A 22,398-nucleotide genomic window follows, 5' to 3' on the forward strand; every position below is an offset into this window, starting at 1 on the left:
ATGAAAGCGGAAGGCGTCCAGGCCGCGTCCTGGCTCCTCGTCGCGCTCCCGCTCGCGGGCGCCGCGATCCTCCTGCTGGGGGGAAGGCGCACCGACAGGTGGGGCCACCTGCTCGGCACCGCGATGTCGGTGGCGTCGTTCGCGGTGGGCGTCGCGATGTTCGCGCAGATGCTCGGGTACGACGCCGAAACCCGGCGCCGGACCCTGCACCTGTGGGACTTCGTCGACGTCGGCACGTTCAAGGTCGGCATGGACCTGCTGGTGGACCCGCTGTCCATCACGTTCGTCCTGCTGATCACCGGGGTGGGCTCGCTCATCCACATCTACTCCATCGGCTACATGGCCGAGGACCCCGACCGGCGACGGTTCTTCGCCTACCTGAACCTGTTCCTGGCGTCGATGCTGGTGCTGGTGCTGGGCGGCAACTTCCTGATCCTGTTCCTCGGCTGGGAGGGCGTCGGTCTCGCCTCCTACCTGCTGATCGGGTTCTGGCAGCACAAGCCCACCGCCGCGACCGCCGCGAAGAAGGCGTTCGTGGTCAACCGCGTCGGTGACATGGGGCTGATCATCGCGATCGCGCTGATCTTCGCCTCGTTCGGCACCATCGACTTCGGCTCGGTCCTCGGCACCGGCGCCGAGCACGTGGGGCTCGCCTCCAAGCTCGGCACCGGCACCGCGACGGCCATCGGGCTGCTGCTGCTGGTGGGCGCGTGCGGCAAGTCGGCGCAGCTGCCGCTGCAGTCCTGGCTGCTGGACGCGATGGAGGGCCCGACCCCGGTGTCGGCACTCATCCACGCGGCCACGATGGTGACCGCGGGCGTCTACCTGATCGTCCGGTCCGGGCCGATCTTCGAGATGTCCGAGACGGCGCAGCTGGTGGTGACGATCGTCGGCGCGGCCACGCTGCTCGCCGGTGCGATCATCGGTTGCGGCAAGGACGACATCAAGAAGGCCCTCGCCGGGTCGACGATGTCGCAGATCGGCTACATGGTGCTGGCCGCCGGGCTCGGCCCGGCGGGCTACGTGTTCGCCATCGCGCACCTCGTCGCGCACGGCTTCTTCAAGGCCGGCCTGTTCCTCGGCGCCGGCTCGGTCATGCACGGCATGAAGGACGACGTGAACATGCGCCACTACGGGGCGCTGCGCACGGTCATGATGATCACCTACGTGACGTTCGGGCTCGGGTACCTCGCCATCATCGGGTTCCCCGGCCTGTCCGGATGGTTCACCAAGGACGGCATCATCGAGGCCGCCTACGACAAGGGCGGCACGTCCGGGATGATCCTCGGCTCGTGCGCGCTGATCGGCGCCGGGATCACCGCGTACTACATGTCGCGGGTCATGTTCATGACGTTCTTCGGCGAGAAGCGCTGGGAGGACGACGTCCACCCGCACGAGTCGCCGGCCGTCATGACCTGGCCGCTGATGCTGCTCGCGGTCGGCTCCGTCTTCGCTGGCGGGTTCCTGATCCTCGGCAGCTTCCCCGAGTTCCTCGAACCGGTCGTCGGGGCGCCCGAGCACGCGCACGAGTTCAAGTGGCTCACCGCGCCGGGCGCCGCCACCTTCGTCCTGATGATCGTCGGTGCCGGGATCGCCTGGATGCAGTACGGCGCCCGCAAGGTGCCGCGCGAGGCGCCCAAGGGCTCGTTCGTCACCGTCGCGGCCCGCAAGGACCTCTACGGCGACGCGCTCAACGAGTCGCTGCTGATGCGTCCGGGCCAGTGGCTGACCCGGCTCGCGGTCTGGTTCGACGGGCGCGGCGTCGACGGCGCCGTCAACGGCACGGCCGCCGGCGTCGGCGGCAGCTCCGGCCGGCTCCGGCGCGTCCAGACCGGCTTCGCCCGCTCCTACGCCCTTTCGATGCTGGGCGGCGCGGCCCTCGTGGTCGCGGCGCTCCTGGTGGTGAACGTGTCATGAGCGACTTTCCCTGGCTGAGCGTCCTCATCGCGCTGCCACTCGTGGGCGCGGTGGGGCTCAGCGCCATCCCGCGCGAGCGGGAGACGCTGGTCAAGCAGTTCTCGCTCGGCGTCTCGCTCCTCGTCGCGGCCCTCACCGGGGTCATGGCGGCGGGCTTCGAGGCGGGCGGCCCGCGCTTCCAGTTCACCGAGAAGTACTGGTGGATCAAGGAGTTCGGGGTCCACTGGGCGCTCGGCGTCGACGGCGTCGCGCTGGTGCTGATCCTGCTGTCGGTGATCCTCGTCCCGCTGGTCATGCTGGCCTCGTGGGGCGAGGCCGACCGGTCCGGCGGCGTGGACGTGCCTCCCCGGGGGGAGGCGGGGCGTAGCCATGGGGGCGAAGCACAGCGCTCGGTCAAGACGTACTTCGCGCTGCTGCTGTCGCTCGAGGCGGCGATGATCGGCGTGTTCGCCGCGACGGACGTGTTCCTGTTCTACGTCTTCTTCGAGGCGATGCTCATCCCGGTGTACTTCATCATCGGGTACTTCGGCGGCCCGCAGCGCTCCTACGCCGCGGTGAAGTTCCTGCTGTACTCGCTGTTCGGCGGGCTGCTGATGCTCGTCGCCGTCATCTGGCTGTTCCCGCTGTCGAGCCGGTCGGTCGACGAGGGCGGCCTCGGGCGGGGCACGTTCATGTTCGACGAGCTGTCGAAGATGAACATCGACCCGACGACGGCCAAGTGGCTGTTCCTGGGCTTCTTCGTCGCGTTCGCGATCAAGGCTCCGATGGTGCCGGTGCACACCTGGCTGCCGGACGCGGCGCAGCAGTCCCCGCCGGGCGCGCTGGTGCTGATCGTCGGCGTCCTGGACAAGGTCGGCACCTACGGGATGCTCCGGTTCTGCCTGGAGCTGTTCCCCGGCGCAGCCAAGTGGGCGACCCCGGTCGTGCTGGGGTTCGCGGTGCTCAGCATCATCTACGGCGCGATCCTCGCGATCGGCCAGGTCGACATGAAGCGCCTGATCGCCTACACGTCGGTCTCGCACTTCGGGTTCATCGTCCTCGGCATCTTCGCGATGACGTCGCAGGGCCAGTCCGGCGCGGCGCTCTACATGGTGAACCACGGGTTCTCCACCGGCGCGCTGTTCCTCGTCGTCGGGTTCATGATCGTCCGGCGGCGGTCGGCCCGGATCTCCGACTTCGGCGGCGTGCAGAAGGTCGCGCCCGTGCTGGCCGGGATGTTCCTGATCGCGGGCCTGTCCGCGCTGTCGCTGCCCGGCCTGTCCACGTTCGTATCGGAGTTCCTCGTCATCGTCGGGACGTTCAGCCGGTACGAGTGGGCGGGCGCGCTCGCGGTGAGCGGCGTCGTGCTCGCCGCCATCTACGTCCTGTGGATGTACCAGCGGACCATGGGCGGCCCCAAGGCGCCCGCGGTCGAGGGCATGAAGGACCTGTCCGCCCGGGAGAAGTGGGCCATCGCGCCGATCATCGCGATCATCGTGGCCATGGGCTTCTTCCCGCAGCCGGTGCTGCACGTGATCAACCCGTCGGTGGACCACACGCTGGCCCGGGTCGGCGAGCACGACCCGGCGCCGGACATCACCGGTAACGTCGCCGAGAACGGAGCCCGTCCATGAGCACCACCAGTCAGGTGAGCGCGGTCCTCGCGCAGGGGGGTGACATCCCCGCGCCGCACATCGAGTACGGGCAGATCGCCCCGCTGCTGCTGGTCCTCGGCGCCGCCGTCGTGGGCGTGCTCGTCGAGGCGTTCGCCGGCCGGAACGCGCGCTACTACATCCAGGTGCCGGTCGCGTTCCTCGGACTCGCGGGCGGGTTCGCGTGGACGATCGCTCTCGCGTGGCGCGACAACCCGCACCACGTCGCGGCCGAGGGCGCCCTCGGCGTCGACGGCCCGACGCTGTTCATCCAGGGCACGATCCTGGTGCTGGCGCTGGTCAGCCTCCTGCTCATCGCCGAGCGGGGCGACGGCAAGGCCGGCGGGCACTTCGCCGCGCAGGCGTCCGCCCTGCCCGGCAGCGAGGCCGAGCAGCGCACCGCCGAGGCGGGGTTCACCCAGACCGAGGTGTTCCCGCTGATGATGTTCGCCGTCGGCGGCATGATGATGTTCCCGGCGGCCAACGACCTGCTCACCATGTTCGTGGCACTGGAGGTCATGTCGCTGCCGCTGTACCTGCTGTGCGGGCTCGCCCGCCGGCGGCGCCTGCTCTCGCAGGAGGCGGCGGTCAAGTACTTCCTGCTCGGCGCGTTCTCCTCGGCGTTCTTCCTGTACGGGGCGGCGCTGCTGTACGGGTACGCCGGGTCCGTCCGCCTATCCGACATCTCCACCCAGATCGGCAAGGACGCGGGCAGCGAGACGCTGCTGCTGTCCGGCGTCGCGCTGCTGTCGGTCGGGCTGCTGTTCAAGCTCGGCGGCGTCCCGTTCCACATGTGGAAGCCGGACGTCTACCAGGGCGCCCCCACGCCGATCACGGCGCTGATGGCGTCCTGCACCGTCGTGGCCGCGTTCGGCGGGATCCTGCGCGTCTACTACGTCGCGTTCGAGACGCTGAAGTGGGACTGGCGGCCCGTCATGTGGGGTGTGGCCATTCTCACCATGGTCGCCGGCTCGATCATCGCGATCACCCAGACCGACATCAAGCGGATGCTGGCCTACTCCTCGATCGCGCACGCGGGCTTCCTGCTGATGGGCGTGATCGCCAGCTCCGCGGACGGCCTGTCCAGCACGATGTTCTACCTGGTCGCCTACGGCTTCACCTCGATCGGCGCGTTCGCCGTCGTGACGATGGTGCGGGACGCGGGCGGCGAGGCCGGGCACCTGTCGCGGTGGGCGGGCCTCGGCAAGCGGTCACCGGTGGTCGCGGGCGTTTTCGCCTTCTTCCTCCTGGGTTTCGCGGGCATCCCGCTGACCAGCGGCTTCACCGGGAAGTTCGCGGTCTTCAAGGCGGCCGTCGAGGGCGGCGCGACGCCCCTGGTGGTCGTGGCCGTGATCTCCTCCGCGGTCGCCGCGTTCTTCTACGTCCGCGTGATCGTCGTCATGTTCTTCAGCGAGCCGGACGCCGAGGGCCCGGTCGTGGTGGCCGGGCCGGCGACCGCGGTCGCGGTCGCCCTCGGGGTGACGGCTACTGTGGTACTCGGTGTGATCCCGCAGCCCGTTCTGGACCTCGCGGGTCAGGCCACGACCCACATGTTCGTCCGGTAGGGAGTCTTGGGTGAGCAACCCATTCGCTGAGAAGTCCGGCGGGCCGGCCATCCAGGGGACCGGCCCGTTCGGGCTTCCCGTCGACACCGCGCTCGCGGCCGACGCCAAGGAGCGCCTGGCCTCCGTCGAATCCCTGCTCCTGGAGTGCGTCCGCGGCGAGGATCCGCTGCTCACCGAGGCCTCGCAGCACCTCGTCGAGGCGGGCGGAAAGCGGTTCCGGGCCATGCTGGTCCTGCTGTCCTCCCACTTCGGCGACCCGGCGGCGCCCGGCATCGTCCCGGCCGCCGTCGTCGTCGAGCTCACCCACCTCGGCACGCTCTACCACGACGACGTCATGGACGAGGCCACCGTGAGGCGCGGCCAGCAGTCCGCCAACTCCCGCTGGACGAACACCGTCGCCATCCTCACCGGCGACTACCTGTTCGCCCGCGCCTCGGACCTGCTCGCCGACCTCGGCCCGGAGGCCGTCCGCATCCAGGCCCGCGCGTTCGCCCGCCTGGTGCGCGGCCAGATCCAGGAGACCGTCGGCCCCGGCGAGGACGCCGACCCCCTGAAGCACTACCTCCAGGTCGTCGCGGACAAGACCGGTTCCCTGATCGCCGTCTCCGGCCAGTTCGGCGCGCTGCTGTCGGGCGCCCCCGCGCACGTCGTCGACACGGTCACCTCCGCCTGCGAGAAGATCGGCATCGCCTTCCAGCTGTCCGACGACATCCTCGACATCGCCTCCGAGACCGAGGAGTCCGGCAAGACCCCCGGCACCGACCTGCGCGAGGGCATCCGCACCCTCCCGACGCACCTCGTCCTCGCCGGCATCGGCTCCGGCTCCGACGACGCCCGCCTCCGCGAGCTGCTCGGCCAGGACCTCACCGACGACGCCCTCCACGCCGAGGCCCTCGCCCTCCTGCGCGCCCACCCCGCCATGGACCGCGCCCGCGCCGACCTCCGCCGCTGGGCCGAGGACGCCCGCACCGAGCTGCTCACCCTCCCCGAGATCCCCGCCCGCGACGCCTTCACCAACCTCTGCGACTACGTCGTCTCCAGGACGGGCTAGGTCGGCTCCCCCTCGCCTTCGTCAGCGGGCAGGTGGGCCCGGTTCGGGCCGCGGCGCCTGCCGGAACGCCCCCGTGCCGGCAGGCACCGTGCCGGCGGGGAGGCGGATCGTGACGGCGAGGCCGCCGGCCGGGCGGGCGGTGAGGTCGAGGGTTCCGTCGTGTGCCCGGACGATGCTGTGGACGATCGCCAGCCCGAGGCCGACCCCGGCGTGGTCTTCGGTGCGGATGCGCTGCGTTCCGCGCTGGAAGGGCTCGGTGAGGGTCGGCAGCAGTTCCGGCCGGAGCGGATGGCCGGTGTTCTCGACCTGCAGCAGGCTCGCGCCGGGCAGCGGCGCGGTGCGGACGGTCACGGTGCCGCCGCCCGGAAGGTTGTGGACGATGGCGTTCTGGACGAGGTTGGTCACCATACGCAGGATGAGCGCGGCGGAGCCGACGGCCGGCGCCTTCTCGCCGGTGACCTCGAGCGTGATCCGGCGTTTCTCGGCGAGGGGGAGCAGCGTCTCGGCGGCCTCTTCGGCGACGAGGGACAGGTCGACGAGCTCGCGGGCGAAGCTCTTGCGGTCGCTGCGGCTGAGCAGCAGGAGCGCCTCGATGAGGTCGATCGCCCGCGCGGTGACGGTGCGGAGGCGTTCGATGAGTTCGCCCTGGGTCCCCGTGAAGTCGTGGCGGGCGACGTCCAGGAGCGTCTGGGAGATCGCCAGCGGGGTCCGCAGCTCGTGGGAGGCGTTCGCGGCGAACCGCTGCGATTCGGTGACGTGGGATTCGAGCCGTTCCAGCATGGAGTCGAAGACGTCCGCGAGCTCCCGGAGCTCGTCGCTGGGGCCTTCCAGGCGGACCCGGTGGGACAGCGATCCGTTCGCGGCCATCCGTGCCGCGTCGGCGATCCGTGTGAGCGGCGCGAGCATCCGGCCGGCGAGGAACCATCCTCCGAGCAGGCCGGCCACCAGCAGGAAGGCCAGGGCCGCGGCCACGGCAGGCGCGAGGCGCAGGCGGACGGAGTGCGCCAGCGTCCCCTCGGGAGTGGTGATCACCTGGGGGGCGTAGCGCAGCAGGTACATCCACACCACCGCCAGCAGGACGGCGCCGGTGAGGAAGAGGAATCCGGCATAGCTGAGGGTGAGCTTCAGCCGGGCGCTGAGCCCTGGGCGCCTGTGCGTGATGCCGCCGGGCATGGCCGCCAGCCTAGGCGGCACGACATATCGCCGACATATGCGAACCGGCGGCCGCGCCGACCGGGCGCCGCGGCCTGGTGAGGCCCGGCCGGCGGGTGGGGCCGTCCTAGCCCCCGCCCACAGGTCCGTCCGCCTCCGACGCCGCCGCCCGTTTCCGTGACGGCGCCGGAGGCGTCCGCGGCTAGGCCTTCTGGGGCTCCGGTTCCTCGGTCAGGCCCCGGGTCTTCATGGCGTGCAGGACGAGGTCGATGAGGACCTCCTTGCAGGAGTCCAGGCGGCGGGCGTCGCACAGCATGACGGGTACCTTCGGGCCCAGGTTGAGGGCCATCTGGATCTCCGCGAGGTCGTAGCGCTGGGCGCCCTCGAAGCAGTTCACGGCGACGATGAACGGGGTGCCGCGGCGCTCGAAGTAGTCGACGGACGGGAAGCAGTCCGACAGGCGGCGGGTGTCGGCGAGGACGACGGCGCCGAGCGCGCCGAGCGACACCTCGTCCCACATGAACCAGAAGCGCTCCTGGCCGGGGGTGCCGAACAGGTAGAGGACGTACTCGTTGCGCATCGTGATGCGGCCGAAGTCCATCGCGACCGTGGTGGTCTGCTTGCGCTCCACCCCGGAGATGTCGTCGACGCCGACGCTCTCGTCGGTGAGCAGTTCCTCGGTGCGCAGCGGGCGGGTCTCGGAGACCGTGCCCACCATCGTGGTCTTGCCGACCCCGAAGCCGCCCGCGATCACGATCTTGACCGCGGTGGGGAGCCGGCGGGCGCGCACGTCGCGCCTAGAGGGCCCGGAGACCATCGATCACCGCCTTGTAGAGCCTGATGTCGTGCATGTCCGCCTCCGGTTCGGGTTCCTGCATGGAGACGAACCCCTTGTCGAGCAGGTCGCCGAGCATCACCCGCACGGTCGCGACGGGCAGGTCGAGGTGGCCGGTGATCTCGGCGACCGACATCACCGACTGGCAGAGCCGGATGATGGCCAGGTGCTCGGGACCGAGGCCGATCGCGCCCTCCGGCTCGGGGCCGACCGCCACCACCAGGGTGATGAGGTCGAACTTGCCGCGGGTCGGCTCGATGCGACCGCTGGTCATCACGTACGGCCGCACCATCGGGCCGGCGTGCTCGTCCAGGAAGCGGTCATGGACGGGAGGGCGCGTGGCGGTCTCTTCCACCCAGGGTTCCTGGGTGGGGTCCTCGGGGGGCATCATGCCGGGCGCCCCTCCTGTGCGGACTCCGACCGCGACGGCGTGGTGAGGTGGTGGCCCATGGCGGTGACGAGCATCGCCATCTCGTAGGCGATGAGGCCGACGTCGGCCTCGTCCCCGGCGAGGACGGCGAGGCAGGCGCCCTTCCCGGCCACCGTGACCAGCAGGAACGCCGACGCCATCTCGACGATCGTCTGCCGGACGGGGCCGCCGCCGAAGCGGGTGCCGGCGCCCTTGGCCAGGCTCTGGATGCCCGCCGCGACGGCGGCGAGGTGCTCGCCGTCGTCCTGCGTCATGCCCTCCGAGGAGGCCATGAGCAGGCCGTCCGCCGAGAGCACGACCGCGCTGCGCGCGTGCGGCAGCCGGTGCACCAGGTCGTCCAGCAGCCAGCCGAGATCGGAGGAGGAACCGGTCTTCTGCGTCACTGATCTGCCTCGCCTTCCGCTGCGTTGGTGCCGAGGACTTCCGCCGCGTCGGAGCGGCCCCGCATGGTGCCGCGCTGGTAAGAGCCCATGATCCGCTGGATCTCCTCGGGGGAGCGGCCCGGGTCGTCCTGCTCGTCCTGCTCGTCGGCGACGACGGGCTCCTCGGTGCGCAGGGGATCGGCCAGATTCGCCTGCGGCACTCGGACGGGCAGACCGGACGGTGTGGTGGAGATGTCGGGCACGGGTGGCAGAACCTCCGGCTCGATGGGGTCGGGACGGGCGCCGTCCTCGGGGTCGTCGCGCCGCGCGGGCGCGGGCTCCGGTTCAGGGACCGCCGGGGCGCCGGGCGCCCGGGCGGAGGGCGGTTCCGCGGCCGGCGGGGGGACCGCCACGAGGGCGGGCCCGACGGGCTGCGGGCCGGTGCTCGCCGAGGGGAGCGTCGCCGTCGGCGCGGTGGTGCGGGTGCCGGCCGGCGCGGCGCCGACCGCGGCGGGCCGGCGCACCTCCAGGCCGTTCTGGGTGGTGGTGCCGACCGGGACCTGCGCCGGGCCCTGCTCGACGATCAGTTCCCGGGGGATCACGACGACGGCGGTCGTGCCGCCGTAGGCGGACCGCTTCAGCGACACCTGCAGGTTGTAGCGCTCGGCGAGCTTGCTGACCACGAACAGGCCGAGCTGGACCGAGCTCTGCAGGTTGAAGTCGGGCGGGTCGGCGATCCGCGCGTTGATCTCGGCGAGCTTCTCGTCGGTCATGCCGAGCCCGCGGTCCTCGATGTCGATGGCGAAGCCGCTGGCGACCAGGTGCCCGCCGATCTGCACGATGGTGTCGGGCGGGGAGAACGAGACGGCGTTCTCGATCAGCTCGGCGAGCAGGTGGGTGACGTCGCCGACCGCGCGTCCGGCCAGCTCGACCGGGCCGATCGGCAGGACGGTGACGCGGGTGTAGTCCTCGACCTCGCCGACGGCGGCGCGGACGACGTCCACCATCGGGACGGCGTTGCGCCAGCCGCGCGCCGGGAGGGCGCCGGAGAGCACGATGAGGTTCTCGGCGTTGCGCCGCATGCGGGTCGCGAGGTGGTCGAGCCGGAACAGCTCCTCCAGCTCCTTGGTCTCGATGTCGCGGCGGCGCTCCATGGTGTCCAGCATGGTGAGCTGCCGGTGCACCAGCGTCTGGGTGCGGCGGGCCAGGCTCAGCAGGACGTCCCGGATGCCGCGGCGCAGCTCCGCCTGCTCGACGGCGGTGCGGATCGCGGTCTCCTGGACGGCGTTGAACGCGCGGCCCACCTGCCCGATCTCGTCGGTGCCGAACCGGAGCGGGGGCGCCTCGACGGCGACGTCCACGTTCTCGCCGTGCCCGAGCCGCTCGACGACGCCGGGCAGCCGCTGCTCGGCCAGCTCCCAGGCCGCGCCGCGCAGCCGTTCCAGCTGCCGGACCAGGGCGCGCGCCGTGGTGATCGACACGACGATGGACGCGATGACCGCGAGGAGGCCGAGTCCACCGGCGAGCAGAAGCCGGACGATGACCCAGGCGGCGATCGGTGTGGCGCGCTCCACGAGCCGGTCGCCCGCGTCCTGGATGCTCTTGCGCATCTGGCCGAGCGCCGGCTCGGTGGCGCCGCGCCACTGCTCGGCGGTGACCCGGACGCGCTGGCCCTTCGTGCGCTGGAGGAGCGCGTCCTCCAGGTTGCCGACGGCGGTGAGCCGCTTGTTGGCGTTCAGCTCGTTCCACGCCTGCCGGTCGGCGAACTCCAGGTCGACCAGGGCGCGGTCGTAGTTGAGGCGCCGCGCGCCGACGGCCTTCGCGATGTCGATCTGGTCGACCGGGGTGATCCGGCCGGACGCGAGGACGCCGGCGACGAGCGCGTCCTCCTGGGACAGCAGCTCCCAGGACCGGTTGACGGCGATCTCCGCCCGCAGGTCGGAGGTGAAGCCCTTGTCGTCGAGCGTCGTCGTCCCGTCGTACATATGGAAGATCGACTCGATGGTGTCGGAGTAGACGTCCATGATGTGCCGGCGGTCGTAGGCGCCGGAGTCGATCGAGCGGCGGTCGCCGTCCAGCCGGCCGAGCAGCCGGACCATCGCGTCGAGCCGCCGGTCCATCTCGTCGTCGGCGGCGCGGCGGACCGAGCCGCTGCGGGCCTTCTCGATGACGATCGCCCGCTCCTTGTCGGTGCGGGCGCGCTGGGCGGAGAGCAGGTCGGGCCGCCGCTGGCCGGTCGCGAGCATGGTCACGGTGAGGCGGCGCTCGTGCTGCAGCTCGACGAGCAGCGGGTCGCTCGGGGCGACGACGCTGTCCAGGGTGCTCACGAAGAGCAGGTTCACGCCTTCGCGCAACGTCACCCAGGCGGCGAAGGCCCACAGCGCGGTCAGTGAGACCAGCAGGGCCGCAATCTTGGTCCGCAGCCGTGAGTTGCGGAAACGCATTATGATCGCCCCAACAATTGTCAAGGTGCCTGCAATGCGAGGTACTGGGGCCCGGCTGCGAGACACTGGTGGCGGTGAGTGCGGGTTGGGCTATGCCGTGTCACCGGCAAGGCACCGGTGAACCTTACCAACGCCACCAAACCCACTCAAGGTGAATGGTTTCCGTCCCACCCGTACAAGCAGGTCACCCTCGTCCAACGTGGTGAAATTCACCGCACTGAAACACGGGCGTCACACCGGGCGAGGCGAAGGGCCCCCAGCACCGCCGCCTGCACGATGGTCGTGGGGCGATATAGGTCTTTGTCATGCCATAGGGGCGCCTTGCCGGAGTCAACGTCCCGCCGGGCGCCGGTCAGGGGGCCGGTGGTGGTCCGCAGGGCCGCTCGCAGGTAGGCGTCCCCTCGCCGGACCGCTCGCTCCGCCGCCTCCCGCGCCGCCGGATCGGTCGCGTCATCGGCGGACGGGCGGGCGAGGGTCAGGATGTGCACGGCGTAGGCCGTCTCCTCGGCGGTCCCTTCCCAGCGTCCCCAGGAGCCGTCCGGGCGCTGTTCCCGCAGCACCCACTCGACGGCCCGGCGCACCGCGTCCGCGGATTCCGCGCCGCCGAACTCGTTGAGCGCCAGGGCCGCGCAAGAGGTCGCGTAGAGCGGTGAGGCATGCCACCGGTCGACCCAGCTGCCGTCGTTCGACTGCTCGCCGGTCAGCCAGGACGCCGCCTTTCGCGCGCTCGCCGCGTAACGGCCGGCCGGGTCGGCGCCGCCGGACTCCAGGTAATGGCCGAACGCCTCGAGTACGTGCGCGTTGGTCGTGACCGACCGTCCGTTCTCGCCGGGCCAGCTACAGAAATGCGTCTTCGTTTCGTACTTCCATAGCAGGTCGGGCGGGTGCGGTTCCCCGAGAAGCGACAACGCGTACAGCACGCCGGAACTGGTGTCGGCGTCCGGGGGCAGGCCGGTGCCACCCGGCGCGCCCTCCTCGCCGAGCGACGCCCGCATCTGGGCGGTGAGCTCCGGGGGGACGCTCGGCGCGAGCCCGGCGCGCGCCAGCCAGCCCAGCACCCAGCCGCGCTCGAAGTTGGTGACCGGGACGGCGACGGGGACGGGACCCCCGTGCTGCTCGACCGCCGCCTCCAGGTAGCGCAGCGCGGCGTCGACGCCCTCCCCTCCTCGGCCCGGGGAGCCGAGCCAGGCGGCGGTGGCGGCGGTGGAGGCGCCCACGGTCGCGAACCGTCCCGGCTCCTGCGGCGCGGGGGAGTCGCCGCGGGGGCGCGTCGGCGCCGGCAGCGGCACGGGATGGACCGACTCGGCGCGGCGCGCCGACGCTCCCGCCACCTCGAGGGCGTGCTGCACCTTCAGCGGGACGGCGCCGCCGGCTTCGAGGTGGGCCCTGGCGGCGGCGACGAACGCCCCGTCCATCCCGGCGGGCGGGACCAGCCGGCCGCCCGTCCACCAGGTCGCGAGGGCGGGATCGTCGCGGAGCCGGTCGAGGTGCCCGTTGATCGCCTCGATGAGGGCCGGGGTGATGTGCTCGATCGCCGGCATGTCCGGGAAGTCCGTCGCCGCCCCGCCGTAGATCCACCGCGCGACGGTCCGCAGGGCGCGCCCGGCTCCGCGGACCACCTCGGCGACGTAGACGCCGGACGGCCAGCGCCGTCCCACCGAGGCGAGCGTGGACAGCAGCGCCTCGGTCGCGCTCAGCGTCGGGACGAGCGCGTAGCCTGGATCCGGTGGTCCCCAGCCGCCGTCGGGGCGCTGGGTGTCGAGAAGGAACCGGATCCGCTCGGAATGTCCGGTCAGCCACGGGGCCAGGCTCACCAGCCGCCCGGTCTCGTAGACGGACGGGGACGAGCGTCCCCAGGTGTCGCGCACGAGGTCGGCCACCAGCGCGTCGGCGGCCGCGTAGAGATCGTGGGGGTCCGGATCCGCGGTATCGGGCGCGTCCGGACCCACCTCCTCGACGGTCACAGCGACCCCCAGTAGTCGCTCAGCTCGTAGAAGCCCGTGCTGTAGCCGATCTGCCGCTCGAGATAGGCCACGGCCTCGGGGCAGTCGTCGCGCAGGGGCCGGAGGCGGGTGCGGCAGCGCGCCACGATCTCCTCGATCCGCGCGGTGATGTCGGCACGTTCCACCCCGAGCATCTGCGCGTTCAGGTCGCCCCAGGTGACGTCCCGCTCGTAGGTGGCGAGGTCGTTGAGCAGCCGCAGCACGCGCTGGACGTCCCGGCTCGCGGCCTGCAGCTCGCCGATGTGGTCGAGGACGCCCTGGTCGGCGTGCACGATCCAGTGCGAGATGTTGACCCAGGCCGAGCCGTAGTTGTCGGCGTTGTCCAGGTACTCGTCGAACGTCGGCCACGCCGCCCGGTCGCCCGACTTCCACGTCAGCTCGCGGACGCCGCACTCCAGCAGCCGTCCGAGCTGCGCCAGCCAGTCGCCGCGCAGCACCGCGAACGCGGGTGATCCGGCCACCTCGTCCCGGATGTCGGCGAGGAACCGGGTGAGCCCGTCCCCGGGCGCCGGCGGTGCTCCCTCCGCGACGGCGAGGCAGCGCCGGTTGAGGTCGTCCACCTCGTCCCGGGACGTCGCGACATGGTCCACCAGCCAGTCCAGGCCGAAGATCCACAGCGAGGTGCGCGCCGCCATCCGGATCCCGGACGCGTCGAGCCACGGCGAACCGAAGGCGTTCGCGCAGGCCACGGCGTTGAACAGGGTCTCGTCGATCGGCTTGGCGTCGAACAGGTCGGGATAGGCCTCGGCGCACTTCGCCAGATCGCGGGCGCACTTCACGGCCTGCGCCATCACGGCCCCGTCGTGCTGGGCGTCCCGGAGAACGTCGGGCGTCGCGGGGCCGCCGGTATGCGGGGGCACCCCGTCCGCCGCCTTCACGCGTCCCGCCTGACGGGGGTCAGCGTCATCTCCAGCGACTCCCGCGGCCGCAGCGTCGCGCCGATGCGCGGCATGGCGGGGATGGCGTCGGACAGGGTGGGACGGAACCGGTTCAGGATGCTCGTCAGGATCATCCGCGCCTCGACGTCGAACACGTGGCGGCCGATGCACTGGTGCGGTCCACCCCCGAAGGGGAAGTAGGCGTAGCGGTGCCGCTTGCGTGAGTTCTCCGGGGTGAAGCGCTCCGGGTCGAACTCGAGCGGGCGCTCCCACACCGACGCGAGGCGGTGCGTGAGGAACGGGCTGATGAGCACCGGGTCGCCCGGGTCGATGTGCACGCCGCCGAGGACCGTCGGCGCGGTCGCCATGCGCGGGAACATCCAGCCCACGGGGTAGAGGCGCAGCAGTTCCTGGACGACCTGCGACACGTAGGGCAGCCTCGGAAGGTGCTCGGGACGGACCGGCTCGCCGCCGACCACGCCCTCGATCTCCTCCACCAGCCTGTCCCGGACGCCCGGGTGGTCGTGCAGCAGCGGCCACAGCCACGTCAGCGCCAGCGTCGTGGTCTCGGTGCTGGTCGCGAACATGGCGAGCAGGTTGTCGCGGATCCACTTGTCGTCCGGCGGGGCGCCGTCCTCGGTCCGGGCCTGGCAGAGCGCGGTGAAGATGTCGCTGCCGTCGCCCGGATCGTCCCGGTAGCGCGCCACCAGCTCGAACAGGACCTCGTCCATCACCTGGACGGCGTCCTTGAACGCCTTGTCGCCCGGCATCGGCAGCACGCGCGGCAGGAACGGCAGCAGGAACCGGACCGAGATCGAGGTCGCGATCTGGTCGAACGTCGGGATCAGCTTGTTGGCCTCGACGGGGGAGATCTTGTCGCCGAACAGGACCTTGATCACGGTCTCGTTGACGATCCGGCTCATCTCCGGCAGCACGTCGATCGGGCGTCCCGCGCGGGCGGGCTCGTCCAGCTTGGCGACGGCGTCGTTGATCGCGTCCGCCATCAGCCCGGTGAGCCGGTTGACGTTGCGGGTGGTGAACACCGGCTGCAGCACCCGCTTGCTGTTCTCCCACTCGGCGCCCTCGGACAGGATGCTGTCGCCCATCAACTCGCGCAGCGGCCGCCAGAACACCCCGTCCCGCTGGAAGATCTCCGACTCGCGCCGCAGAACCTGCTGGATGTGGTCGGGATGGGTGACGAGGTAGGGGTGGGATGCACCGAGGTCGAGCCGGATGAGCCGGCCGTCCCCCTCCGTACTGATCCGTTCCAACTGGCGAAGCGGGTCGCGGACGAATCCGGCGACCGTGCGGTACAGGGGGAAGTTCTTCGCCTTCTGGACTGGGACGGCGCCGACGTCAACGGACATTACCGACTGCCCCTCGATGTTGAGTTGAAGTACCAGTGCTCGCGGGCGGGCCGTCCCGAGCGCGGGGCCGCGCGGGACGCCCGGCGTCCCTCGCGGCGGGACGCCGTAAATGAGTGGTTCGGGGTTTGTGGGAAGGTTGCGGTGTTATGTAGCTTTCTGTGGGAGTATCACATGATCAATTAACATCGGCAAGGCTTGGGCCGGTAGAAATCTCAACCTTTTAGACGTGACCCTTATCACTTGCCGGGTGTGTTGTCCCGTTGTCGAGAAAGCCTTAAAGGCGCGATCATGAAGCCCGCGAAAAGGGCGTTCGCCTCAGCAGGGCAGCACGGAGAGTGACACCCCGCGATGTGGAGAACTCTTCCGGTTTATACCGAATTACTTTGCCGCGCGGGGGCTCGGGGCCAGATCGGGCCACGCGACGCGTCCCGCCACTCGCACCTCGCCGGTCACTTTGCGTGACCCGCAGTGCGCCACCACCGGGTACGTGCTCGGCGGGGCGTCCCGCTTCACGACGGCGGCGCCGTCCACCGCGCGTCCGTCGAAGGCCTCGGAACTCGCGGCCACGCTTCCGGCGCAGCCGGGCATCGTCAGCCGGACCCGCTCACCGGGCCGCACGGCGCGGGGCTCCACGGAGACGGGACCGTTCCCGGTGGCCGTCGCCTGCCCCGTCGCCGGAGCCAGCATGCCCGCCGCGACGAGTGCCGTTCCCAACACGGTGACGCTGAGCAGACGCAACGACGGACTCCCTCACTCGGGCGTGTGACGTCCGGCACTTTAGCCCCTTTGGGCGGTTTCGGGCAGCGCTTCCCGGCGTCCGGCGCCCAACCCGTCCCACGTGAGCGTCACCAGTGCGAGCCAGACCAGCAGGAACCCGGCCCAGCGGCTCGGCGGCATCTCCTCGTGCTGCACGAACAGCCCGATGGCGAACTGCAGCACCGGCGCCAGGTACTGGAGCATCCCGATGGCGCTCAGCGGCAGCCTGGTGGCGGCCGCGTTGAACAGCATCAGCGGCACGGCCGTCACGACCCCGGCCGCCGCCAGCAGCGCCGCGTGCCCCGCGCCGTGGTGCCCGAACGCGGCCTCGCCCCGTCCCTCCAGCAGCAGCACGAAACCCAGCGCCGGCAGGAACGTCACGGCCGTCTCGACCGCGAGGCTCTCCGCCGAGGGCATGTCGGCGAACTTCTTGAGCAGGCCGTACACCCCGAACGCGGACGCGAGCACCAGCGCGATCCAGGGAGGGCGCCCGTAGTCGACGGTCAGCACCACCACCGCGGCCGCCCCCATCCCGACCGCCGCCCACTGCCACCGCCGCAGCCGCTCCCGGAAGATCACCACACCGAACACCACGCTGATCAGCGGGTTGATGAAGTACCCCAGCGCGGACTCGATCGTGTGCCCGCTGTTGACGGCGTAGATGTAGGTCCCCCAGTTGACGCTGATCACCAGCGCCGCCAGCGTCAGCAGCACGCCCCGCCGCCATCCGAGCGTCCGCAGCCACCCCGGGTTCCGCCGCACGGCCAGCACCGCGACCACCGCGACGAGCGACCACATGATCCGGTGCGCCAGGATCTCCCCCGCCCCCGCCGGCTTCAGCAGCGGCCAGTACAGCGGGAAAAGCCCCCACATCACGTACGCCGCGACCCCGCACACCATCCCCCGCCTCACGCCCGCAACATACCAGCAGGTAATCAACCAAAAGGAACAACACTCATGACGCGGGACCTCCGCGCACGGGGGCGCGGCTCGGAGACCCATGAGGAGCTGCTTTTGCGAGATAGTGGGCGGCATGACGGATTGAAGAGCACAGGCGCAGCGCTGGCGTTGGAAGAAGACCTCCGCCCCGGACTGGTCAATGTCGGTCTCCGGGCTCCCGCATTGCGCGACCTGCGGCGTCCCGCTACGCGATTACGTTCACCGGGTCAGGCCGGAAAGCGAGCGCTGCATCGGGCTGGCCTGGTGCCCCGCCTGCCGGACTTACGCCGGAGCGATGGTCCATGTACCCCGGGAAGAGGACCTTCCTGACGCGCTGGCGCCGCTGGACGAGTTCGACCGCGAGCGTCTGCTGAAGAGTGAGACCAAACTCGTCGACCACATCGACCGATTGATCCGACGAGGCACCTGGCCACCGGCCTGAGCCCGTGGTCCGGGCAGCTCAACGGTCAGAGTCCTCTTCGTCCGGCTCCTGGGGTACGGCCTTGGCCAAAGCGCCCGGCCGGGATTCGCCCTTGACCGCGACGCAGATTCCGAAGACCCGTTCGCGTCCTGTCCAGCCGTTGATCCGGCCGCGGTTGTTGCTGATCTGCACACGGCCCTTGGCGGGATCGAGGCCCGAGACGAGGTGCAGGTAGACCGTCCCCGCCACCCGGGCGAGCACGATGTCGCCGACCTCCAGTTTCGACGGGTCGACCGGTGCGACGGTGACCACATCGCCGCTTCTTATCAGGGGAACCATGGACCCCCCTGAAGGCCGGAACTCCACGGTGGCGCCGTCGGCGACTCGAGCGGCGATCGCATCCATCTTGCCCACGCGAGCAGGATGCGGCCCTCACGCAAGCCTGTCCACCGAATTACGGCGTCTCCGCTGCTTCAAAGCCGAAGACAAACGACGCTGACCTGACCTTCAACCGACCCTTCGGATCGCTTCGCGAAAGTCGGCGCGAGCAGTCCCGGCCGGCTCACCTTCCATACCTGGTCACGCCCAGGTGGAACGCCTTGGAATGCTGGATGTCATGCTCATTCCTGGCCGGCGGAGATACGCCCATGGAAGAAGGCAGGATGATGTCACGCCTCGTCAAGGCTCCCAACAGTTGCCGCGACCTCGGCCGTCCAAGGCCGAGTCGCCCGCGGCCCGGCTGGCGTGGGCCGGGTGAGGCATGACGAACACGAAGGTCCTCTACTCGATCGTTTGCGGTGCCGGGGCGGCGGCGGATCTGGAGACGTTCGTGCGGCTGGCTCAGGGGGCGGGCTGGCATGTCCGGGTGATCGCGACGCCCATGGGGGCCAAGTTCCTGGACATGGAAGAGCTCGCGGAGCTGACCGGCGGGCCGGTGCGGACCGACTTCCGCCAGCCGCACGAGACGTCGAACGGGCTGCCTCCGGCCGATGCCGTGGTGGTCGCTCCGGCGACGTTCAACACGATCAACAAGTGGGCGCTGGGCATCACGGACACGGTCGCCGTCGGCATGCTCTGCGAACTCCTCGGCATGGGAGTACCGACGCTGGCGGTGCCGCAGGTCAAAGCCGAAATGGCCGGTCATATGGCCTTCAACCGGAACCTGGAGGTTCTTCGCTCGATGGGCGCGCACGTGCTCTTCGACCCTGCGGCGCCTCCGGACGCGCGCATGCCCGGCTGGCAGGACATCCTCGCGAACCTGTGCGGCATCCTCGAAGGCTGACCTTGGCTCGGTCGACGGCCGTGGTGGGCCGCTCGCGATCGCTGGGCCGTCGCGCAGGTGCGGTGGACGGTGCCTGACGAGGCCTGTCGTGCGCTCGTCCCTTTGTGAGCACGCGCGAGCGATCAAGCCCGGATTAGGGCTGCTTGGCGTTCAAGAGTGAGATGTGGCGGGTGTGGCCGATCGCGTCCTTTCTGTGGCTGTTCGACTTCCCGGTTAGGCAAATCCTTCGCGAGCGGGGGGCCACAGAGGGCCCGTGGGTGCACTAGTCTTTGCGCCCTAGGCTCTTTGAAAGGTTGCACTCTGCCGTCTGGCAGCAAGCAGTGGAGGGTGTGGGGCATGCCGGACAGTCCGACTGTTCACCAGCGACGCCTTCGGGTAGAGCTTCGCAGGGCGCGTGAGGCCGCCGAGCTCACGCAGGAGCAGGCGGCCAATGCCTTGGAATGGTCACTCTCTAAGATCATTCGCATTGAGGGCGGGACGGTCCGGGTCACCGTGAGCGACGTCCGTGTCATGTTGCTGCAGTACGGGGTGGCGCCGGAGCGATTCGACGAGTTTCTGAGGCTGGCGCGGGCTGCTCGTGAATCAGCCTGGTGGAGCGCCTATAGCAAGGTGCTCAGTTCGCAGATGGCCGAGCTCATCGGCTTCGAGTCGGCCGCCGGCACATGCCGGGAGTTCGATCCTCAGATCATTCCGGGGTTGCTGCAGACCGGCGACTATGCCAGGGAGATCCTCACGACCCTGCGCGGCGAGGCCGGCTCCGAGCAGATCGAGAAACTGGTCGAGGTGCGGCTGCGCAGGCAGGACATCTTCGAGGGCGACGCTCCCCCCAAGTTCTACTTCGTCATCGCCGAGCCTGCCATCCGCTGGCTGGTCGGCGGTTCCGCCGGAATGCGGGCCCAGTTGGCACATCTGCTCGAGATGGCGAAGCGCCCCAACGTGACGATCGAGATCGTCCAGTTCGACCGGGGAGCGAACCCGGGACTGGAGGGACCGTTCAAGCTCATCGAGTTCGCCGACCCGGAAGACGACGACGTGCTCTACCTGGAAGGCGCTCAGGGCGAACTGGTCGGTCGCGACTACCGTGAGGAGATCGTCAAGTACCGCGAGAGGTTCGAGGTGCTGCGCAGTATTTCGCTCGGCCCGGAGGGCTCGGCCGTGCTGCTCAACACGGTCGCGGAATCCCTCTGAGAAGTCCTGGCCGCGTCACCGGGCCCGGGTGATTGATCCCCCTATGGCTTGATCTTCGGTGACCACTTACACTCTCACATTGACAGAGCACGACACAGGACTGTGGGTGTGCCTGAGATCGTGCGCCGAAGGGCATGGCCGTGCTTGAGGATGTCCGCCCGAACAGAACGTCGCCGTTCGCATCCTGATCGACCTGCGAGGACGCCTCCAAGGTTGTGCCCCGGAATTCTGACAGCCGCGTCGCGAGGGCCGGTGGTTGGAAGGGGCCAGTGTGGACAGGACGGAACGATCGCAGGTGGTCTGGAGAAAGAGCAGCCGCAGCGGGGGCGGGAACTGCGTCGAGATCGCCTTTGACGGGGACTCCGTCCTGATGCGCGATTCCACGGATCGTCTGAGCGCCGTCCTGTCGATTTCGACCGCGCAGTGGCTGCTTCTGCGGCGCTCCCTCCGCAGGCGGTACGGCGCCGCGTCGGACTGAGGGCCGATCATGCGGCGGGTGCCGGCAGGGGCCGCTCCCGCGGCAGCACCCGGCTGTGGTGGATGTAGCCGCTGTACGGCTTCTCTTTGATCACTACTTCCAGCCTGAGAAAGTCCACGGGGTCCAGGGCGCAGAAGCCGCTTCCCACGACGTCCTTGTAGAGGATGTCGGACACCACCAGGGCCAGGTCACGGCCCTGCTGCTCGGTGAGGTAGTCGCGCAGCGGCGCCGCGTCCAGTAACCGGGAGACCACGACGGGGGCGTCGCCGGCCGGGCCGAGCGGCCCTTCGATCATGGTGCCGTAGTGGAACGCGAGCCGCATGCGCAGGCGGGTGGGCCGACGCGCGTTGAGCTCGGCGAGCGCGTCTTCGAGGTCGCAGGCGAAGGCGCCCACCACGTGGGGGATGTCCACTTCGGCGGGCATGACGACGAGTTCCCCGTCTCCGCCCGGCTGGCGGTACCAGCCGTTGGTTCGCAGGCCCGACCGTCTCGCGGAGCCGTTGAGCAGCCTGCGAAGGTCCTTCTGGGCCGCGAGTTGCCGCTGCGCGTCCAGGTGACTGTACTTCTCCAGGTCCACGGCGAGGAGCAGGCGGTATACGAGCCGCCTCCCGCCGGTGGGCCAGGGCCATCGAAGTATCATCTGCCGTCCTCGAAACCGCCGTTGGTTCGATTGTGCCCGATGCGTCCTGCTATGTGCAGGGACACATAGGTCGGTTAGCAACATGGCACTTCGCCGGTAGCATCGGGGTCTGGAGGCTGGAAGCGGCGGATGCCTTTGAGCTGCACAAAGACGGTGAGAGTGTAGGATGGTAGTTCGCGCGGTGGCGTTCGGTGACCTAGCGATATGCCATATGGCGCTCTGCCCCCTGGTTGTTTGCAACTCGGAAGTGCGGACGGCGGTCGCTCGCTAGGGTCGGGGGCATGGGGTTTGAGATCGTTTGTGAGGTGGAGCCGCCCACCCGGCCCGATCTGCGGCGGGTGCGGCATCAGATCGGGGTGCTCGGTCCGGTGGCGGACTCGTTCCTGATCCCGGACAACCACATCGGGCGGGCGACCGTGTCGAGTGTGGCGGTCGCACACGAGGTGCAGGCCATGGGGGCGCGGGGGATCGCGTGCCTGAACTCCCGCGACCGGAACCTGCTGGGCTTCCGGCGCGACCTGCTGACGGCCGCGGCCTACGGGGTGGAGCGGTTCCTGTTCGTCTACGGGGACAAGCCCTCGGCCGGCGGGCGGACGAGCGAGCTGACCGTGCGCGCGATGATCGAGGAGGCGCGGGCGGCGGCGGAGGACGCCGCTTTCGAGGGGTGCGCCCCGTTCCGGATCGGGGTGGCCTCCGGGCTGCGGAGGGTGCCCGAGTGGAAGCGCGCGGCCGACTTCATGTTCGTGCAGGTCAGCTACTCACTGGAGAACCTGCTGCGGTGGCGGGAGTCGGTCGAGGTGGACGGGCCCGTCTACGCGGGCGTGATGGTCCTGGCCAGCGCGGGAATGGCCCGCAACCTGGCCGCGGCGATCCCCGACATTGACATCCCGGACGAACTGGTCGAGGCCGTCGAGCGCGACCGGGCGGCCGGTGTCGCGGCGGCGTGCGAGCAGGTGCTGGCGATCCGCGACAGCGGGGCCTTCGACGGCGTGCACCTGGTGCCGGTCAGCCGGTACCGGGAGGTCGGTGCCCGGCTCGAACGTGATCTACGCGGCTAGC

Annotated in this window: 20 protein-coding genes; 8 read left to right on the forward strand and 12 right to left on the reverse strand. The window is 70.2% G+C overall.

What is annotated here, in order from left to right; all coding sequences use genetic code 11:
- The 4 genes from nuoL to FKD65_RS27975 are packed head-to-tail and all read left to right on the forward strand — an operon-like array spanning window position 1 to window position 6,164.
- Window positions 1-1,917 (forward strand): NADH-quinone oxidoreductase subunit L, encoded by a 1,917-nt coding sequence (gene nuoL / locus FKD65_RS27960; RefSeq protein WP_141580387.1) that lies wholly within the window; start codon window positions 1-3, stop codon window positions 1,915-1,917.
- Window positions 1,914-3,530, forward strand: coding sequence for an NADH-quinone oxidoreductase subunit M (locus FKD65_RS27965; RefSeq protein WP_141580389.1), 1,617 nt, complete (start codon window positions 1,914-1,916; stop codon window positions 3,528-3,530). Before nuoL ends, FKD65_RS27965 begins: the two co-directional genes overlap by 4 nt.
- The gene (gene nuoN / locus FKD65_RS27970) at window positions 3,527-5,113 is read left to right on the forward strand and encodes an NADH-quinone oxidoreductase subunit NuoN (RefSeq protein ID WP_141580391.1); all 1,587 of its coding nucleotides are present in this window, start codon (window positions 3,527-3,529) and stop codon (window positions 5,111-5,113) included. The genes FKD65_RS27965 and nuoN overlap by 4 nt, the downstream gene beginning before the upstream one ends.
- A gap of 49 nt (window positions 5,114-5,162) precedes the next feature.
- Window positions 5,163-6,164, forward strand: a complete 1,002-nt coding sequence (locus tag FKD65_RS27975) for a polyprenyl synthetase family protein (protein WP_141587123.1) — start codon at window positions 5,163-5,165, stop codon at window positions 6,162-6,164.
- 21 nt (window positions 6,165-6,185) lie between these two features.
- Here FKD65_RS27975 and FKD65_RS27980 read toward each other — a convergent pair whose 3' ends face one another.
- The 11 genes from FKD65_RS27980 to FKD65_RS28030 form a co-directional block, all read right to left on the reverse strand.
- Window positions 6,186-7,337, reverse strand: a complete 1,152-nt coding sequence (locus tag FKD65_RS27980) for a HAMP domain-containing sensor histidine kinase (RefSeq protein WP_141580393.1) — start codon at window positions 7,335-7,337, stop codon at window positions 6,186-6,188.
- 181 nt (window positions 7,338-7,518) lie between these two features.
- Entirely contained in the window at window positions 7,519-8,133 is a 615-nt protein-coding gene (locus FKD65_RS27985; protein ID WP_141580396.1) for an ATP/GTP-binding protein, read from the reverse strand.
- A complete protein-coding gene (locus FKD65_RS27990) occupies window positions 8,114-8,542 on the reverse strand; it encodes a DUF742 domain-containing protein (RefSeq protein WP_141580398.1) in 429 nt (142 codons plus the stop codon). The genes FKD65_RS27985 and FKD65_RS27990 overlap by 20 nt, the downstream gene beginning before the upstream one ends.
- Window positions 8,539-8,964, reverse strand: coding sequence for a roadblock/LC7 domain-containing protein (locus tag FKD65_RS27995; protein WP_141580400.1), 426 nt, complete (start codon window positions 8,962-8,964; stop codon window positions 8,539-8,541). Before FKD65_RS27995 ends, FKD65_RS27990 begins: the two co-directional genes overlap by 4 nt.
- Entirely contained in the window at window positions 8,961-11,387 is a 2,427-nt protein-coding gene (locus FKD65_RS28000; protein ID WP_141580402.1) for a nitrate- and nitrite sensing domain-containing protein, read from the reverse strand. The genes FKD65_RS27995 and FKD65_RS28000 overlap by 4 nt, the downstream gene beginning before the upstream one ends.
- A 209-nt stretch (window positions 11,388-11,596) precedes the next feature.
- A complete protein-coding gene (locus FKD65_RS28005) occupies window positions 11,597-13,351 on the reverse strand; it encodes a prenyltransferase/squalene oxidase repeat-containing protein (protein WP_240809639.1) in 1,755 nt (584 codons plus the stop codon).
- On the reverse strand, window positions 13,348-14,268 hold the full coding sequence (locus FKD65_RS28010) for a terpene synthase family protein (RefSeq protein ID WP_240809640.1): 921 nt from the start codon (window positions 14,266-14,268) through the stop codon (window positions 13,348-13,350). The genes FKD65_RS28005 and FKD65_RS28010 overlap by 4 nt, the downstream gene beginning before the upstream one ends.
- Entirely contained in the window at window positions 14,265-15,635 is a 1,371-nt protein-coding gene (locus tag FKD65_RS28015) for a cytochrome P450 (RefSeq protein ID WP_141580404.1), read from the reverse strand. Before FKD65_RS28015 ends, FKD65_RS28010 begins: the two co-directional genes overlap by 4 nt.
- A gap of 378 nt (window positions 15,636-16,013) precedes the next feature.
- Complete coding sequence (locus tag FKD65_RS28020) at window positions 16,014-16,373, reverse strand: hypothetical protein (RefSeq protein WP_141580406.1); 360 nt, start codon at window positions 16,371-16,373, stop codon at window positions 16,014-16,016.
- Between the two features lie 39 nt (window positions 16,374-16,412).
- Window positions 16,413-17,303, reverse strand: coding sequence for an EamA family transporter RarD (rarD, locus tag FKD65_RS28025; RefSeq protein ID WP_368367137.1), 891 nt, complete (start codon window positions 17,301-17,303; stop codon window positions 16,413-16,415).
- 487 nt (window positions 17,304-17,790) lie between these two features.
- Entirely contained in the window at window positions 17,791-18,156 is a 366-nt protein-coding gene (locus tag FKD65_RS28030) for a S24/S26 family peptidase (RefSeq protein ID WP_240810365.1), read from the reverse strand.
- Window positions 18,157-18,511: 355 nt separating this feature from the next.
- Here FKD65_RS28030 and FKD65_RS28035 point away from each other — a divergent pair, with 355 nt between their 5' ends.
- The 3 genes from FKD65_RS28035 to FKD65_RS46340 all read left to right on the forward strand — a co-directional run bounded on the left by FKD65_RS28035 (window position 18,512) and on the right by FKD65_RS46340 (window position 20,699).
- Window positions 18,512-19,033 (forward strand): flavoprotein, encoded by a 522-nt coding sequence (locus FKD65_RS28035; RefSeq protein WP_141580410.1) that lies wholly within the window; start codon window positions 18,512-18,514, stop codon window positions 19,031-19,033.
- Between the two features lie 336 nt (window positions 19,034-19,369).
- The gene (locus FKD65_RS28040) at window positions 19,370-20,221 is read left to right on the forward strand and encodes a helix-turn-helix transcriptional regulator (RefSeq protein WP_141580412.1); all 852 of its coding nucleotides are present in this window, start codon (window positions 19,370-19,372) and stop codon (window positions 20,219-20,221) included.
- A 295-nt stretch (window positions 20,222-20,516) separates the two neighbouring features.
- Complete coding sequence (locus FKD65_RS46340) at window positions 20,517-20,699, forward strand: DUF397 domain-containing protein (RefSeq protein ID WP_302931553.1); 183 nt, start codon at window positions 20,517-20,519, stop codon at window positions 20,697-20,699.
- A gap of 7 nt (window positions 20,700-20,706) precedes the next feature.
- On the opposite strand, the gene FKD65_RS28050 is transcribed toward FKD65_RS46340, so the two are convergent.
- The gene (locus FKD65_RS28050; RefSeq protein ID WP_141580417.1) at window positions 20,707-21,339 is read right to left on the reverse strand and encodes a hypothetical protein; all 633 of its coding nucleotides are present in this window, start codon (window positions 21,337-21,339) and stop codon (window positions 20,707-20,709) included.
- Between the two features lie 305 nt (window positions 21,340-21,644).
- Here FKD65_RS28050 and FKD65_RS28055 point away from each other — a divergent pair, with 305 nt between their 5' ends.
- Entirely contained in the window at window positions 21,645-22,397 is a 753-nt protein-coding gene (locus FKD65_RS28055) for a methylenetetrahydrofolate reductase (protein ID WP_240809641.1), read from the forward strand.
- Window position 22,398 lies beyond the last annotated feature (1 nt).

The sequence above is a fragment of the Actinomadura sp. WMMA1423 genome, from assembly GCF_006547145.1.
Classification (GTDB): domain Bacteria; phylum Actinomycetota; class Actinomycetes; order Streptosporangiales; family Streptosporangiaceae; genus Spirillospora.